The 18,195-nt window shown below is 53.0% G+C and carries 7 protein-coding genes; 5 read left to right on the top strand and 2 right to left on the bottom strand.

Annotation, left to right across the window (positions count from 1 at the left end):
* Positions 1–50: 50 nt before the first annotated feature.
* Positions 51–3,497: a pyruvate carboxylase gene (locus R3C20_06810; GenBank protein MEZ6040197.1), complete on the top strand. Its 3,447-nt coding sequence runs from the start codon at positions 51–53 to the stop codon at positions 3,495–3,497.
* A 194-nt stretch (positions 3,498–3,691) separates the two neighbouring features.
* Positions 3,692–5,059, top strand: coding sequence for a hypothetical protein (locus tag R3C20_06815; GenBank protein MEZ6040198.1), 1,368 nt, complete (start codon positions 3,692–3,694; stop codon positions 5,057–5,059).
* A 458-nt stretch (positions 5,060–5,517) separates the two neighbouring features.
* On the opposite strand, the gene R3C20_06820 is transcribed toward R3C20_06815, so the two are convergent.
* Positions 5,518–5,769, bottom strand: coding sequence for a hypothetical protein (locus tag R3C20_06820; GenBank protein ID MEZ6040199.1), 252 nt, complete (start codon positions 5,767–5,769; stop codon positions 5,518–5,520).
* 235 nt (positions 5,770–6,004) lie between these two features.
* Between R3C20_06820 and R3C20_06825 the strand changes: the two genes are divergently transcribed.
* Complete coding sequence (locus R3C20_06825; protein ID MEZ6040200.1) at positions 6,005–7,321, top strand: hypothetical protein; 1,317 nt, start codon at positions 6,005–6,007, stop codon at positions 7,319–7,321.
* A 459-nt stretch (positions 7,322–7,780) separates the two neighbouring features.
* Here R3C20_06825 and R3C20_06830 read toward each other — a convergent pair whose 3' ends face one another.
* Positions 7,781–9,991: a CRTAC1 family protein gene (locus R3C20_06830; protein MEZ6040201.1), complete on the bottom strand. Its 2,211-nt coding sequence runs from the start codon at positions 9,989–9,991 to the stop codon at positions 7,781–7,783.
* 607 nt (positions 9,992–10,598) lie between these two features.
* On the opposite strand from R3C20_06830, the gene R3C20_06835 reads away from it, so the two are divergent.
* Complete coding sequence (locus tag R3C20_06835) at positions 10,599–10,805, top strand: hypothetical protein (GenBank protein ID MEZ6040202.1); 207 nt, start codon at positions 10,599–10,601, stop codon at positions 10,803–10,805.
* A gap of 667 nt (positions 10,806–11,472) precedes the next feature.
* Positions 11,473–18,021, top strand: a complete 6,549-nt coding sequence (locus R3C20_06840) for a DUF4011 domain-containing protein (GenBank protein ID MEZ6040203.1) — start codon at positions 11,473–11,475, stop codon at positions 18,019–18,021.
* Positions 18,022–18,195 lie beyond the last annotated feature (174 nt).

Here is an 18,195-nt window from a genome sequence, read left to right on the forward strand (position 1 = left end):
CGGTTTGCCGGGCTCCTTTTTTCAATCGCCGATAAAAGACCGTAAGAATCATGCCTGTCTTTAAAAAGCTGCTTGTCTGTAATCGCTCCGAAATCGCGATCCGAATCTTTCGGAGTGCCACCGAACTTGGAATTCGCACGGTCGCCATCTACACGCACGAAGACCGATACGCGCTGCATCGCTTCAAAGCAGACGAAGCCTACAAGATTGGTAAGCCCGGTGAGCCAATTCGAGCGTATCTGGATATCGATTCCATCGTCAGTCTGGCAAAAGAAGTCGGGGCAGATGCCATTCACCCCGGCTACGGATTTCTTTCGGAACGCCCGGAACTGGCCAGGGCCTGCGAAGCTGCCGGAATCAAGTTTGTCGGTCCATCCATTGAATGTCTGGAGTCGCTTGGGGACAAGACAGCTGCCAGAGAGATCGCGGTGAAGGCAGGTGTTCCTGTGCTCGGCGGAACTGAGCAATCCATTGAGTCGCTTTCGGACGCCAGAAAACTAGCCCGGGAAATCGGATTTCCGGTGATGATTAAAGCGGCGAAAGGCGGTGGAGGGCGGGGGATGCGGGCCGTTAAGACCGCCGACGAATTCGATGCGGCTTTTGAGTCAGCCAGAAGTGAAGCCCTGACCGCCTTCGGCTGTGCCGACGTGTTTATCGAAAAATTCATTTCTCGCGCGAAGCATATTGAGGTGCAGCTGCTGGGGGATGAACATGGAAACCTGATTCATTTGTTCGAACGTGACTGTTCCGTACAAAGACGCCACCAGAAGGTTGTTGAGCTGGCTCCGGCACCGAATCTGTCGTCCAAATTGCAGCAGGAAATTCTCGACGCTGCCATCAAAATTGGCAAACAGGTGAACTACTCCTGCGCTGGAACGGTGGAGTTTCTGGTTGATGTCGATGCCGAAGCTTTCTACTTCATCGAGGTGAATCCTCGTATTCAGGTGGAACACACGGTTACGGAAGAGATCACCAATATTGATATCGTCAAAGCACAGATTCTGATCGCGCAGGGCAAGAAACTGTCTGAACCGGAGATCAGTCTTGGGAAGCAGGAGGACGTGAAGGTCAACGGGTTTGCTATCCAATGCCGTGTGACTACGGAAGACCCCGCAAACAACTTCATGCCGGATTATGGTCGCGTCACCCACTATCGGTCCGCCGGTGGCATGGGAGTTCGGCTGGATGCCGGCAGTGCGTTCTCTGGTGCTGTTGTGAACCCATTCTACGATTCGTTGCTCACGAAAGTGACAACGCGAGGCCGCAGGTTCAGCGATGCCATCCACCGAATGGAACGCACATTGCGCGAGTTCAGGGTTCGCGGAGTGAAAACAAATATTCCGTTCCTGACAAAGGTGATGTCACATCCCACGTTCGTGAAGAGCGAGTGCACAACAAGATTCATTGATGAAACTCCCGAATTATTTGAGTTTGATCATCGCCGAAATCGAGCAACGCGTCTGCTGAGCTATCTCGCTGAAACCATTGTCAACGGCAACAGTCTTGTCAAAGGTCGGCCAAAGCCATTGCGACGTAGTCCGGCGGTCGTGCCTGCTGTTCCGCTTGGTGTGTCACACCCTGATGGAACAAGACAGCAACTTCAGAAACTGGGTGCCAGAAAATTCGCCGACTGGGTCCGTGATCAAAAACGACTCTTGATTACAGACACAACGTTTCGAGACGCTCATCAGTCGCTGCTCGCCACACGGATGAGAACCTACGACCTCCTGGAAATCGCTGACTGCTACGCACACAACTGTTCGGACCTGTTCAGCCTCGAAATGTGGGGCGGAGCCACATTCGATACGACGATGCGGTTTCTTCGCGAATGTCCGTGGCAGCGTCTCGTTCAGATGCGGGAACGAATTCCCAACATCCTGTTTCAGATGCTGCTGAGGGCATCAAATGCGGTGGGCTATACAAATTATCCGGACAATATCGTTCGTGCTTTTGTGAAGGAAGCAGCCGATGCCGGGATCGATGTGTTCCGCGTCTTTGACGCGCTCAACTGGATTCCGAACATGAAAGTCGCGATGGACGCGGTCATCGATACCGGCGCAATTTGTGAAGCTTCGATTTGCTACACCGGAGACATCACGAACCCCGGACGAACAAAATATTCCTTGAAATACTACGTGGATCTGGCAAAACAACTCGAAAACATGGGCGCCCATATCCTGGCGATTAAGGATATGGCCGGACTATGCAAACCAGCGGCTGCAAGTCAGCTCATCAAGGCACTGCGTCAGGAAATCGGTATTCCAATTCATTTCCACACGCACGATACAGCCGGAATTCAGGCCGCGTCCATCCTCGAAGGCAGTCGTGTCGATCTTGATATCGCAGATGCAGCCATGGCGCCGATGTCCGGAGGGACATCTCAACCAAATCTGAATACGCTTGTGGAAATGCTGCGATACGGTGATCGGGATACGGGTCTGAATTCAGATTCGCTCGATTCGATTGCAGAATACTGGCGAGCGACGCGGGAATTCTACACACCGTTTGAAAGCGTCACACTGCCAGCGACGGCCGATTTGTATCACCACGAAATGCCAGGCGGGCAATATACAAATCTGTTCGAACAGGCGCGGGCTTTGGGACTCGCAGATCGATGGGCCGAAGTCTGCAGAATCTACGCAGGCGTCAACCAGTTGTTCGGCGATATTGTCAAGGTCACACCGACAAGCAAAGCCGTTGGTGACATGGCTTTGTTCATGGTGGCCAACGGTCTGACAAACGAGGATGTGCTCAATTCTGATCGGGATATCGCTTTCCCGGCCAGCGTTATCGATCTGATTGGCGGTGGTATGGGACAGCCACCCGGTGGGTTTCCTGCTGAGGTCAAGCACCGCGTATTGCTGGGTAAGGATGAATTCACAGGACGGCCAGGCGAAACACTTCCTCCGGCAGACTTTGGAACGGCTCGAGAGAAGGTCAGGGCCATTCTGAATCGTGATCCTCTGGACAGGGAAGTTGTCTCGTGGCTGTTGTATGAACGCGTTTTCGAAGATTTTGCCAAACAGCAGACAATGTACGGCGATCTCAGCATTCTACCAACTCCCCATTTCTTCACAGGATTAGAGCCGGGGGAAGAGATTGCTGTCGATATCGAATCCGGAAAGACGCTCATCATCAGGTTCCTGACCGTCAGTGAACCCCATGTGGACGGGACAAGAACAGTCTTCTTCGAACTGAATGGCCAGCCCCGTGAAATCACTGTGACAGATACGTCTGTCGAAACAACGGGCACTGCCGCGGCCAAAGCAGATGCCGCTAATCCGTGCCACGTCGGAGCAAACATGCCTGGCATGGTCGTTAATGTGAACGTCGGCGTTGGCGAAGTCATTCGCAAAGGGCAAAAGCTTCTGAGTCTGGAAGCAATGAAAATGGAAACAGCCATCAATGCGGATCTGGATGGCAAGGTGAAAGAAATCTTTGTTAAGCCCGGGACTCAGGTTCAAACAGGGGATCTCCTGGTTGTCCTCGAACCTTAGGTGAGTTGAATGTCCTGCAGTGGAGAGCCCAGCGTTTGCTTCAAATCCTCCAGCTTCGATCCCGGCGGCCGCGACAAAGATCGAATCGCCGTGCAATTTGCTCTCTGGAGATAACGAAGCAGCCTGTGTCTGCCCAGCAGGACTTCTCCCGGTGATGCTGTTCCAGAAGGTTGCCTTCAAGAGGGGTGGATTTGATGCGTTCAATGAGGCCGTCATTTTTCTTCGGGGTCCTGTTGTTACTCCTCGTGACTTCGATGGAGACGTTTGCACAGAAGTCTCCTTATGATGTCTTCCCATCGGCCGATCCGCCGTACTATCGAGTTCGTTACGATGGTTCGTCGAACCCCGGCGAACTCATCTATCCAGTCAACTACACGATCTGGATCCCCGAAGGCGTAAAGTTGCTTCGCGGCGTCATTGTTCATCAGCATGGCTGCGGAGAAGGATCGTGCAAGTCGGGACTCACCGGCGCCTACGACCTGCATTGGCAAGCGCTGGCGAAGAAACATAAATGCGCGTTGTTGTCTCCTTCATACGAGCAGCCCGACAAGGCGGACTGTCAGATGTGGTGCGATCCTCGAAATGGATCAGACCTCGCATTTCAGAGGTGCCTCGTTGATCTTGGAGAGAAGTCAGGACATCCTGAACTGGCTTTGGTGCCGTGGGCTCTTTGGGGACACAGCGGCGGCGGACACTGGGCTGGCGGAATGGTCTTGCTGCACCCGGAACGAGTGGCGGCGGCGTGGTTGCGATCAGGTGTTCCGCTTCTGCAACCGAATCCTGAGCGAACCACCATTAAAGCTCATCAACTTCCGGATGCGGCGTTGTCAGTGCCTATGATGTGCAATCCGGGGACTCAGGAAGGCGTCACCGTCAAAGATGGCCGGTTCGCAGGAGTCTGGCCAGCGAACGAAGAATTCTTCTACAAGGTTCGCAGCAAAGGCGGACTTATCAGCGTCGCAGTCGATCCGCGTACGGCGCATGAATGCGGAAATCAAAGATACATGGCCATTCTGTGGCTTGACAGTTGCCTGACGAGCCGTTTGCCAGAGGCCAGCGGAGAGACACTTCGTCCCATGCCCACAAATGACGTATGGCTCGCGCCGGCCGCCGGATTCGATGCGGTACCGATCGCGACGTATCAGGGCGATCCCATGAAGGCCGCGTGGTTGCCGAATGCAGCCGTCGCAAAACTGTGGATGCAGTACGTGAAGGACACCAATATTGATGACACCACACCGCCAACGGAACCAACCTCTGTCATGCTGTTAGGAAACACACTGACGTGGACAGCGGAAGCTGATCTCGAAAGTGGCGTCGCACACTTCCTCATCGAACGCGACGGACAGATCATCGCAAAAGTTCCCGAGGCAGCGAAGAATCCGTACGGTCGCCCCATCTTCCAAAACCTTCAATACAGCGACACGCCGACACAACCTCTGGTGCCCATGCAATTTACCGATAAGTCAGCGGCGGCCGGTCAACAACACGTCTACCGCGTGATTACGGTGAACACCGTTGGTCTCAAATCAAATCCGAGCCCGTACGCAATCGTCAACTAAGACTGAGTCCATCCAGGCGGCCAACGGTGATCAGGAAGACACTGCATTCCGTACATGTTCGCCATTAATCGTCGGGCCCGTGTCGGTGCGTTGCGAACCTGGCTGGTCCGCCTCTTCCTCACAACTTGGGTTCATGGGGCAACAAGGTTGAGCCCGATGCTGATTTGGAAGCCAGCCGCAACAGTGTTAGCTGTCCGTTGAGAATCCGGGACACGCAGGACGACTGAAAACCATCGTGTTTTAACGTCTCCTGGTCGAGCCAGTCCCGTTCTTCAACCGGCTGTTAAGTTAAGAGAGGACTTCCATTTGCAGGCGATCTGTGGACAAAAACCAGTGCCGCACGCCTGGGCCTCGAAAGCAATTCTTACCCGGAGGGAAGGCCAAAGAGGGAGACCAAAGACGGAAACCTGAGCGGACATTCCAGTTTATCCAACTGGTACTATTTCCCCTTTGGCGTTTCAGGGTTTGTCGAAGTCTTCCATCAATGCTGTGTTCGCAATCCATGCGACGAACCAGGGGTCAGTAGCATCCGGTTCTTTCATAGCAATGAAAAAGGGCCTATCGAAAATGAAGCGACGAACACGATCAGCCTTGTAGAAGTCATCCGGAACACCAAACTCGCCAATTACACCGGCCTCACCGGCACTCATATACTCCGCGCCGGTTTCATCAAGCCGCAGTCGCACATCGAGCGATGCAGGCTGGGTCACCTATCGCAAAGTCAGGCAAATCGTCGTCTTGATTCTGAAGACCATTCGGGGGCGGAGATTTGTCTATTCACTTTGCAAGCCACAACAAAACAGTCGGGAACATACAGCCTTGCTCGAGGCACTCCATTTAGAGATACTGACTGGCAGAAAAAAACGGCTGCGATGGCCCTTTAGTGGTTCTCCGAATATTCTTTCGAACTGATACGCTTCTTTAGACTTCTTAAGGTGAAGTACCTTGGCTGATTCATCGTCAATTCTCGCGGATAAACTGCACGAGTACCCTCAACAAGATGTGATCGATGGAGCGGGCGGAGGATCGGCATCGGTTCTCGATGACTGCCTGAATCAACACGGCGGCGTGTTGCAACTACTGCATCGTTATGCCGGGCGGACCTTTTGTACGCCGGGTAAACGGCTTCGGCTTGATGCACAGTCGTACTATCCGGACTACATGAACGGTACGGGGCTTGATGAAATCTGGATGTGCTGCACCGTTCCCATCGTTACGGGTGTCATCGATACGCGCACGAATAAGGCGCCTTTCCGCGAAGGGGAAGCGCACGTCCTTACGCCGAATGGCCAGACCATCTCGCTGCAGGATTTGATCGTTGCCAACCCGGAAGCAGTCATGGGCGAGAAAATCACAGCCTTTTCAAAATCGCTGTACGGCGATCCGACATGGCCAATCGTCTCAAAGAAGTTCGACAATCTGAATCCGATCCCGCATCACCTTCACTGGTCAAAGTGGGAAGTCTACGACATCAACTCTTTTGACAATCCCGGAGTCAGCCCGTCGCATTATCACACGACGGCGATGGGTCTGTACCCGTTCGTATCGAAGGACCAGTTTCTGGCCTGTATGAAGCGTTTCGGAAAGGGCGAGTACAACGGGGTTCGGCATCTGTCGCCGCACACAATGATGCATATTGATAACGGCTTCGTGATGCCCAATGGAGTGCTGCACTCGCCGACGAATCTTTGTACACACGAGCTGCACGTCACAATGGATGAGCACTTCCTGGCCGAGGATCTGACGCTTGATGGGCGTATCGGTGCGGCGGACGCGTTTTATGCCTGTCGGGAACAGGACTATCCGAAGGCCAGGCACGAAGACTGGGAGTACCTGGTTGAAAAATTCGACTTCGCAGCGAATCAGGATCCGGACTTTGTCCTGAAGAATTCACGACCCGCAATCAACGCGGAAGAATTCGCAGGCGAAGGAGTAGACGCGAAGTGGATCGTTTACGGCGACTTCCTCGGCGATCAGAAGTGCTCGATTCTCCGACTCACCGTGCAGCCTGGTGGCAAAACGAATTTCAAGCCGGAAAGTCCCGCGCTGTTTCACACGAACGGAGGAAGTGGTCGCGTTGGAAAGCTCGCAGTGCGATATCACCAGGACATGAAGCTCGGTGAACTCTATCCCGAAATTGGATTCATCACCCAGGCGGCTCTGAACAGCGGCGGCGTGGAAATCGAGAACACTGGTTCGGAACCGCTCGTGTTGACCTTCGACTTCCCACAGCACGCGCATTCCAAGACGCCCGGTACATAAATACTCAGCAGGAACTGAGTCACTCGTTCCTTCTCCCTCAGATCCGGGGGAGAAGGCTGCTGATGGACGGATAAGGGGGCGTCTAAGCGGGCTGGTTCTCAGCCAGCCACCCTCTCGCCACTGCTCTCTCCTTGAAAGCGGAGAGGGCGATTCTCGAGCTCGGATCATGAGGCTCTATGTGGAGCGGAATCCGCTGTGGGCGAACACGGTTCAGGAAGGTCAGGACTGGCAGTAGTCCAGCCTGAAACCGACGGCTCGAAGCAGCACGGAGCGGTTGTAGATCAAAGGGACTGGCTTTGAGCAATGAGCAGGGAGACACAGCATTCTGCAACAATTCGAAGTGCCGACACCAGATGCTTCTGCCGGCCTGCGGGCGCTCGCAGAATTCATTTCAGGTAATCGACCTCTCTTTCTGACGACTGCCTCTGCGACGCTTTAGTAGCGATTCCTTGGTTAGCTTTACGATTCGTGTTTGGTCGGACGGATTTGCTCGCTGCCCTCTTCGATTTCGATTGATTGATCCATCGAAACATCTCGAAAAGTCTGGGTAGTTCCGCTGGTTGGCCAGTCGATCACGATCTGTTTGATTTGATCCGCATGCCCCAATCCAATTTCGCAGCGTAATGGATTGGCCCCAAAACTGCCTCCACTTCCGACCCATGTATAGACGGTTCTGACAGTGTCACCATCACTGACAGTGACACTGACTTTGGCGCCGATGGCAGATCGGTTGGACGTCTTTCCGATCAGCCGCAGGGTTAGCCAGTGATTGCCGAACCCCGGATTTTCGTACACACAGTTGACTGCCTGGTCGCCAGGATACGCACCTCCCATTTCGCTGAAGACGTCCTGATCGCCGTCCTCATCGAAGTCCGCGAATGCGATGCCGTGGCCTTTTTGCAGATGCCCCATGCGTCCCGCCGTTGTCACATCGAAGAAGCGTTGGCCTTGCTGATTTCGATACATGACATTTGGCATTAACGCTTCGTACTGTGGAGTTCCTGTGCCAAGATACAAATCCGGATACCCATCATTGTCCAGATCTCCAAAATTCGCCCCCATTGGAGGCAGGTGACTGTTCAAATGCCGAGCGTCAGCAACCTCGTGGAATCCTCCATGGCCGTCCCCTTCATACAGGAAGTGAAACTGTTGCGGCGAAGGGACGCCGAAGTACTCGTAACCAAGGCAGTCCAGATCCAGTGAGTAACCGGAAGCGAAGATATCAAGGACACCGTCCTGGTTGTAATCCCAGAACCAGACGGGAAAACCGTCAATCGGATCTGTGATGTTCAATTCAGGTGCGACATCGACAAAACTGCCGTCTTTATTGTTTTTGTACAGACGATTCTCGCCCTGCAAATTTGAAACGTAGATATCCGGGTATCCGTCGTCGTTGTAATCTCCTGCAGTGACCCCCTTGGTAAATCGCAGATTCTCCACGCCTGACTGCGCAGCGACGTCACGAAAACTTTCTCCGTTGATGTTTTCGAACAGCTGACAGGGAAATTCCTCGTTCCCAACGAAAAGGTCAAGGTCTCCGTCGTTGTCAAAATCCAGCCACACGGCAGTTTGCGTTGGGAATGAATTTTCGGCAAGGCCGCAGTCGAAGGTCACATCGGTGAACTTCCCTGTGCCATCGTTGCGCAGCAGCGAATTGGGAATTGTGCCGACTTTGCCAAGCCACGCCCCCCTCAGCACAAGAACGTCAAGATCTCCATCGTTATCGTAATCCGCCTGCAGCAGATTCAGCCCGCCAAAAATTCCGGCAAAGTTCGCTCGAGCCGAGTCATCAATGAACTTTCCTTTATCGTTGCGAAAGTACTGCAGTTCATCGCCTTCTCCCCAGGACGATGTGATGACATCCAGATCTCCGTCGGCATCAAAATCATCAACGACGCAGCCCCCCGCGCAAGACAAGGTGTTCAGCCCCAGCCTTCCTGCGATGTTTGGAAATCGTGGGAACTCAGTTTCGGAATCAAAATGTTTCGTATCAATCCGGTATTGTTCGGGCACACCTTCCGGATACTGACCCAGTGTCATGTTCGCGATGTTCAGCAACCAGCGAGCTGTCAGATCTTCCGGTGCGACTGACAGCGTCTTCATCAGGAAGACAATGGCCTGTTCGGATCCTTCGCGGTTTGTATGAATCCCCGAATCCGAGATGGGAGCCAGACAGCTTTCGCCGTTATTGCAGTTGACACAGTTTTCATTTTCCCCGAGTCGCAGCCATGAAAGTCCCAGAAAGCGGTAAAGCCGACTGCGAATCTGCTGTGGTACAGCGGAGCCCCCGGCTTCACAAATCGGCAAAGCCTGACTCAGATGCTTCAAAGCTTTGCGAGTGTCTCCGAGCCACAATCGACGGTTAGCAACGCGAATGAGTCCCATAAACCTGGACTGGGGACTTGGCCGAGTCGTCGATAAGACAGCCTCTTCCGATTCGACGGATGGGGCACCAAAGAACAGATGCTCGTAAACCTTGCGAGTTCTGACGGATTTCAACATTGCCACCATTCGGCTGTGTCCGTCGACAGGCTCCGCAGATTCTTTGACTCCGACCGAACCTGGCTGCGAGACTCGCGAAATACCAGTTTCAGCGTCTGCAGGCTCGGGAACGGTCGGCGCTACAACTGAATGCATCATTCGCCAGATGCCGGTTATCAGAATTAACATGAAAATAACCGCGGAAACACTCCGGAAAGAGAAAACAGGAAATTCTCCTGTCGGACGTCGGTTCGAGGCTGATTCCGGGTTCTGGGGTAAATCTGACTCACTCATTCTACGACACAGACTTTCTTACTGGCAGCTGGTGGTCCCCAACTGCTTTCCATATGCAGTCAGGGACGCAACAGTTTGTGGTGTACTGGGTCGTCTCACGTTCAGGCGGAAACGACCACGGAGTTCCGTGCAAACTTCATCTGAAGGCAGAAGCACAAACCATCCAGACAAAGACTGGATTGCTGGACGCTCGCCACAGATTGATACGGCAGCATCCACGTCCGGGCCCGATCCGCTCAAGAAGGACCCTGTACACTCAATGGCGCTCAGCCCCCGAAGTGTCGGTGTTTTTCGATACAAATGAGAATTCGAGAGAACATTACAAACTGAGAAGTCGCATCGTGCATCCCAGGGAGCGAAACACACCGATCCGTAGAGAAAAGAATCAAAAGAAACAAAAAAAAGAATAAGGCAACCATAGGTGACAGGTCTGCAAGGAGTCAGAGAAGGAAGCCGTCGCAGGTCTGACCGGTGGTCCCGTTCCCGGACGCCCTTTCGACTCATGCGGCTTCGCATTGATAACAATAAGACGCACTGGGGTGTCGGGCCTGCCATTGGCGTTGTCGCTCCCGAGCGAAATCATCTGTTCCGACAGCACACGAGCCGGTCGATCAGCTTCCGACGGAGCTTTCTCTTCAAGCATGGTGAAGACGCTGTTGTCCCGAATGCGGCATACATAGCTGCTGCCTGTATTCACGATTCGGTTTAACAGTTCAAACTTCGCATACCCGCGATCCATCCTTTAGCGTTCACCCCAGATCGTTCAGACGCTCGCGACATTCCGCGATCCATTTTGCATCCTTCAGGCGATCTACAACCTGGGCATTCGTGACTTCCAGCGGCTGAGGGTCCTTGCCTCGCGGAGGAAACAACTTCCCCCAACGACGCAGAGTCTCTTCGTCCAGCCAGCGGTCGACGCATCATTCAGCCGCAGAACAACGTGCAACTGATTATCGAGCACCGCGTAAGCACAAACTTCGACAGCAAAAATCGAAGCCAATTCCTTCAGCCGGTTCTATATCCACATCCACTGCTTCCGATCTTGAGGCCCCCTCACCACGAAGAAACGCCTGCCGACCACAGCGAGAAATGCAGTGGTAATAAGGCGTTACCGTCGTATCCACCAGGTTTCCACGAGCCATCGTTTTCGAAGGCAAACTCAAGGCCCCGAGACACAGCCTTGCTCGACACTCTCCGTTTGGAGATACTCGGGCAGACAAGAGTGGCAGCAATCTTGGGCCTTTAATCGTCACTTAGGCCTCGCAGAAGGCCTAAGCAAAAGGAAAAGCAGAATTTCCGGATGTCCCCTTTAGCAACCGATTGGTGTTCTATCGCTGTCGTGATTTATGGCAGCTATGAATAGGTCCAAAGTTAAAATGGCTGAGACAGAATCATTCCGAGTTCGTGATCCGCAGCAGATATTGCACGAGAAAGTTGAGCAATGGCGAAGTAAGCTCCTTGATATTGGTAACCGCAACCCGCTGATCAAATGTTCCTTCAATGCGATCCGCGGCGTTTTAGAGATTCACCTTCCGGACGCCGAAACCGTCTGGAGAACATTGGCTGCAGAAGGCGAAGCCGGAGCGGTATCCATGCGCTTTCCGTGGCGGCGAGAACTGGTTCCACCGCCGCCTGACGAAGATGGCGATTTGGCACCAGGGACCGCTCGTTCGGCAGAGGGCAATTTGTTGTCCCAAACGCCAGAGTCTCTTGACGAAGCTGCCACATTTGTCGCCGATGTTGGCGATACAGCAACTTCCGACGACCGCCGGCGGATTAAGGAATGGCATCCATCGCTCGAAGAGTGCCGACGGTCTTCTCGTCTGCAAAACTTGGATTTGTTGGTCGATCTGACCGACCGCGGTCTCGATAGACGGCTGCGCACCATGGACGGCCATGCGCGACTGGCGATGTCAGAGCAGGGTGTTCATGCCTTATTCATGGTTTTCGGTTTTCTGAAGTGGTACGAATCGCCGGAAAGCAATGATGCTCGACACAGTCCGCTGATGTTAGTGCCTGTTTCCCTGTCGCGCGCTTCAACCATCGCACCTTGGGAACTGACAGAAGCTGAAGACGACGCAATAGACAATTTATGCCTGCGGCAGCGTCTGCGGCAGGATTATGGTCTGGAACTTCCCCCGCTGCCAGACATTAACGATCTTGAGGAGCCTGGAGCGAGAACAAGGTTCCTGACCGCCGTGCAGGCGGCGATTAGTAAATGCGACAGATGGGAAGTTGAAGATCGAGCCGCTCTGGGACTGTTCGCTTTCCCCAAGGTTGCCATGTGGAAGGATTTGGGTGATCACGCAAATGCTGTTGTTAATCATCCACTGTGCAAAGCCATAGCCGGCGAAGTCTCTGGCAATCCGATGATGGCGTTTGGTCCGGTCACCGAAATTCCTTCTGCAGCAGAGCTGGATGACAAGATTGCTCCTGGCGAAATCAAAGCCATTTTGGATTGCGATTCCAGCCAGATGGAAGCCATGGTGGCGGCTCGACGCGGAGTAAGTCTGGTGCTGGATGGCCCTCCGGGAACAGGAAAAAGCCAAACCATTGCCAACATGATTGCGGACGGTCTGGCGGTAGGCAAAACCATCTTGTTTGTCAGTGAAAAAGTCTCAGCGTTGCAGGTTGTAAAGCGGCGTTTAGACGAGAAGGGACTTGGTGACTTCTGTCTTGAATGTCACTCGAGCAAGGCCAATCGAAAATCGGTGTTGTTCGAACTTGAATCATGTCTAAATCTTGAAGCCGAAGTGTATAGCGATGCCCAACCGAGATTGAATGAAGCCCGCGACAACCGAAACCGACTCAACGAATATGTTCGCAGCATCCACCGGCCTCGTAGTCCGCTGGGGCTGTCTCCCTACGAATTGTTTGGCAATGTTGGCCGCCTGACTAGACTGGGAATGGCAACAAAATCTCGCTGCGAGTTACCTGACCCGGCGAAAGTGGATCGGACGACATTCGACGGATGGCTAAATCTGTTGACTCAGGCTGCGGATAACAAACTGGTTATCAGCAATTACGATCAGCATCCGTGGCGGGGCTGTCGTTTAGTGTCAAGATCGCTGGCCTTAAATGACGACCTGCAGCACCACCTGTTGGGCTTGTCTCAGGCGTTTAGATCAATCTCCGAGTGCGTGCAACCGTTAGTCGATGCAGGCTTGATCGAATGTCCGCCAGTAGTTTCTGAGATCAACCATCTGAGGAAAACTCTTCTGGACAGCCTGACGACGCCGCGTTTAGGCGCGGGGTGGATGAAATACCCGGACCGTGCCGCCACAATCGGGTTAGAATTGCAGGCTCTCGCGTCGGGGCAGCAAACGCTGAAACAAAATCTGGCGGACTATACCGAACAATTGGCGACAACCGTCGATGTTGACGGATTGCGCGACAAGCTGTTTGATGTCCATGGCTGGACAAGTCAACTCACCTCTGATTTGCCCACGGATGTTGAAGCACAACACAGTTTTCTGTCAGACCTGGCCGAAACTCTGCAACGATTGTCTCTTAGTGCCGAGGAAACTCAAACCCACCTGCCGCCGGTCATCAAGTTACTGCAGATTCCACTCAGGGAAGATTTGCCGGTCGCTGCGATCAGGCTGGTAGTTCAGATCGCAGAATGCATTGTCGAATCTGGAACAATGCAGCCAGCATGGCTCGATCGGAACAACTGGATTCAATTGAAACGGGCGGCCGAACGTTCACTTGTCGAATTGAATTCTCTGACTGCCCTTGAAGCTGAACTGCAGACGCGGGTTGCGTTGGGGCGATTGCCGGAACTGAATATCAGCAAAGACTCTCTTACATCCCTACACAATAGCTGGACCGTTATTGCGAACCTCATCCCGGATGATACAGACGATGCGTTGGGCAAGTTTCTAACTGTTATCGACAGCGCACTTAAGACCGCGCAGGATGCCGCGCTGGCAGCAGATGCCATCCGAATCGGACTGGGACTGTCGTCGGATGAGTCAATGACGATGCAGCAAAGCACGCAGTTGCTTAGCGCGCTTCCGGATGTGTTAAATGCGCAGTACATTCACCTGGCATGGAAAGAAGCGACGACACGAAGTCGATTGATGAAAAGCTGCCAGGCGGCAATCGACGACCTTTCAGACGCTCAGCAGATTGAAGAACGTCTTTCTGATCGGCTGTCTCACAGGGCTTTTAGTGAATCTGCCGGTGAACTTGCCGCTCAGGCTTCGCAGTTTTCTTCACCATGGAAACGTCTGTTCGGTGGTTTCGGCCAGTACAGAAAAGCGGTGGCCGATCTTTATCGCACAGCGGTGCCAGACAAGACAAGTCTGCTTCAGGACATGGAGCTGCTTTGCAAATATCATCGACGTTTGAACGATGTTCGGACGATGCTGCGACAGCACGAAAACACTCTGCCGCCGGCCAGAGACTTTCAAGACGCAGAAGCATGGCGACAGCTGATGCTGGGAATCAATGCGACCGAAAGTCTGGTCAATCGAATGGGGGACTGGGTCAAGGGAGATGCTGTTTGCACCAACCTTGACACGCGATTACTTCAGGCTGAGGGACGGAAGCTGGACATTTCTTTCAGACTTTTGTCGCAACATCTCTTGGGTCTCGGCAGCAACCGGCAATGGGACCAGACGCCGGTGGAAACTGTGATTGCAGATCTTGAAGCGCTGCGAACTGCGACCGTCGGATGTCGTCAGGCACTCGCGAAGGCGTCGGTTGTATTTCACGGCTTTCCGCCCGGAATCAAGGAGTTGCTGCAGATCGCAGACAAGGCCATTCGCCGAGAGACACTTTCGCAGGGATTGCACAAAACTTTTGAAGACCACTCGGATTGGATGCCGGCTGGCAGCACGGCAACTCAAGAATCCACATGGCGAAAGATTCTTGCGGGTGTTCGCGGAGCGGAACATCTCGCGAAGTTTTTTAGAAACTCCGATTCTCTGCGTCATGTACTTTGTACGGCCGGACAAATCGATGCGTTTGCACTTTCGGAAGCTGCGGCCACGCTGAAAAACTGCCTGCAAAAACTGATTGGCCACGTTTGCAAATGCGAACAACACCTCAACCTATGCAGGCCCAATGAAGCAGATTCCACCAGTGCACGCAAAATGGTGTCTGAATTGAAGCTAACCAGCAGTTCAGCTGCCAGAGCATTTGCAGCCAGGGCAGAGGGACTGCAGGAATTGCAGTCATATCTTAGAAGAAGAATCTCAATTGATGATGCTCGGCTTGAGGCCGATTTACAGTTGATTCGACAACTACAAGAGGTCAATAGGAAGCAAACTTCTCATCTGAGCATCCTGCGCGATTTTGGAATCGATGATGTGTCGATTGTCGATAAGGAATCGCTCAACTGGCTGCTGCAGGTATCACGGGAAGATCGCGTGACACCGCTTATCAAGGCTATGGCTTCGCAGGATGAAATTCGGCAGCAGGTGACCACGGCCGTTCAGCAAATCAATAGCGCTCTGGCCGGAGAATTCAAAGCTTCATGGAAGTTTCTGATGTCGTTATTTGAACTGGATACTGACGTATCGGTTGGGATTACCATCCGAAATGCTGAATTCAGTGAACTGGCACAGTGGTTTGATCTGCTTCGACAGCAGACTACAGGTATTGATGACTGGATGAAGTTCTCCCGATGGAAACGCGACATGCGTCAGGCAGGATTCGGTGCAATCGTTGACGAGTTATTAAGTGGTCGATTTGAACCGGACGAGGTCTGCGATGTGGTTGCTGTCCGGTTCTATCGAAAACTGTTCGATGTCTTGTGCGCCACGGACAAGACACTGGCTGAATTTGAAGTAGAAGTACATGAACGCATTCGAGAACGGTTTTGCTATTTGGACGTGTGGGAAGTAAAAGCAGCGGCGACGCGTATCCGGCAATTTCAATTAGGGCGAAGCGACAGGCCGCGCAACGGCTTTGCTGCCGCCGCCAGCAGCGAACTTGGAATTCTGCAGAAGGAGATTGCAAAAAAACGGAAGCATCTGCCGCTGCGGAAATTATTCGCATCCATCCCGGATGTTTTGCAGCGGTTGAAACCATGCATCATGATGAGTCCCTTGTCAGTCAGTACTTTTCTTGAGTCGGACAAGATCCGTTTTGATATGGTCATTTTTGACGAAGCGTCTCAGGTTTTTCCATGGGATGCGATCGGTGCAATTTACCGAGGATCGCAAATCGTGGTTGCTGGGGACGAAAAGCAACTGCCGCCAACGAACTTCTTCAGTAGAGTCGATGCCGAAACCGACGAAGAAGATGATATCGGTGATTTTGAAAGTATTCTCTCACTTTGCCGATCCATCAACATGCCCGCTAAGCGGCTGCGCTGGCACTATCGTTCGCGTCGTGAACCTCTGATCGCGTTTTCCAATCGGCACTTTTACGACGGTGACCTCGTAACATTTCCCAGTGTTAAAGACGCCGTGGGAGATGCCGTCCGATGGGAATATGTCCCAGATGGAAGATGGGTTGATCGTAAGAATCTGAAGGAGGCCGAACGCGTTGTTGATCTGGTTATTGACCACTTTCGAAATCACTCGGACAGATCACTGGGAGTGATAGCGTTTAACCAAACGCAGCAGCGCGCGATTGAGGACCTCATTTATGATCGGCGACGCAGTGATTCTCGGATCGACGCGTTGCTGAGCGGACGGTTGCCTGATCCGCTGTTTATCAAGAATCTGGAAACAGTACAGGGAGATGAACGTGACGTCATACTGTTGACGATGGGTTACGGCTTTAATGACGCCGGTCGTTTCCTCAAGAACTTTGGCCCTCTCACAAAGTCCGGCGGCGAGCGACGGTTGAATGTTGCCGTCACTCGGGCGCGGGAAGAAGTCGTCTTTGTAACCTCTGTGCGCGCCGCTGATATGGATATTTCAGCATCCAACAGCGTCGGTACTCATCTGTTGAAGAAGTATCTTGAATATGCTGAGCGTGGCCCCGTCGCTCTTGCTGATTCTGTCGACTCATCTGCATCAGAGGCGGAATCTCCATTTGAGGAGGAAGTTGCGGTCGCTTTAAGGCATCAGGGGTTGGATGTCGTGCCTCAGGTCGGGTGCGGCGGGTTCCGAATTGATTTGGCATTGAAGCATTCCGAACATCCAGGCAAGTTTTGCCTGGGAATTGAATGCGATGGCGCCAGCTATCACTCATCCAACACAGCGCGTGATCGTGACCGCATTCGACAAAGCGTTTTGGAATCGCTGGGATGGCGCATTGTTCGAATTTGGTCGACCGACTGGGTACGAGATCCGGATCGGCAGATTCAGAAGATCGTCGCGGCATATAAATCAGCGATTAGTTCTTCAGGTGACGAGGTCGCACAACTGCCTGAGCCAATCGATGAGGATGAAGGCCTGGAGCCTACATTCGTGCAGACTGAACAGCAGAAGGTTCCGTCATTTGCAGCAATCACTGATGTTCCCGATCAACAAATCTTTCTGACAGCTGCTGCCGTTCTGGGGCAGGCTGGATCAACGGAATTGGATGATCTGGTCAAACTGATCGCTCGTGAACTTGGATTTCGAAGAGTGGGGCCAAGAATTCGAGAACGGATCGAGAGTCATTTAGCTCAGGAACTGAACTCAGGGCGATTGGTACTTCATGGAGACAGAGTCTCTCTGAGCGAGCAGTACAAGGCGTCGAACGATGCCTGTGATGTAACCCAAGTTGGCTTGATGCCACTGTCCGCCGGGCAGATCGCTTCGGATGAAAGCGATTGCGTCCAGGACTGTAAGGCAATCGTGGACGCATTGCGAGCCGCGGGCGGAGTTGCCTCTCGTCCCAAGTTAAAACGGACATTGGATTGGGATGAAGACCGGCTAAAAGACCGGCTTCAGATATTGCAGGATGCGCGTGCCATTCGACAAGATCGTGTGGGTTTGCGCGTGATACTATCGGAGCATCCTAAGGCAGCAAAAGGCTAACAGCAAACCCTAGGCTGGCCCCCAGTCCTATTGGCTGCAAAGGGTGGAAGAATCGCCCGCGCTAGGCAATTCAGGCGAAGGCTATTTCGATAGAACTGCAGGCAGGCCATGGGGAAAAAACATGCCGACAAACGCTGTCACCTGCAATTCCGGAGTTACTACCAAATGTTGTGT

The sequence above is a fragment of the Planctomycetaceae bacterium genome (assembly GCA_041398825.1).
GTDB lineage: Bacteria > Planctomycetota > Planctomycetia > Planctomycetales > Planctomycetaceae > F1-80-MAGs062.

Bases quoted from the DNA above. Each gene is read 5' to 3' on its own strand.
- R3C20_06830 (MEZ6040201.1), bottom strand. From the start codon at position 9,991: ATGTTAATTCTGATAACCGGCATCTGGCGAATGATGCATTCAGTTGTA.
- R3C20_06835 (MEZ6040202.1), top strand. From the start codon at position 10,599: ATGCGGCTTCGCATTGATAACAATAAGACGCACTGGGGTGTCGGGCCT.
- R3C20_06810 (MEZ6040197.1), top strand. From the start codon at position 51: ATGCCTGTCTTTAAAAAGCTGCTTGTCTGTAATCGCTCCGAAATCGCG.
- R3C20_06815 (MEZ6040198.1), top strand. From the start codon at position 3,692: ATGCGTTCAATGAGGCCGTCATTTTTCTTCGGGGTCCTGTTGTTACTC.
- R3C20_06840 (MEZ6040203.1), top strand. From the start codon at position 11,473: ATGGCTGAGACAGAATCATTCCGAGTTCGTGATCCGCAGCAGATATTG.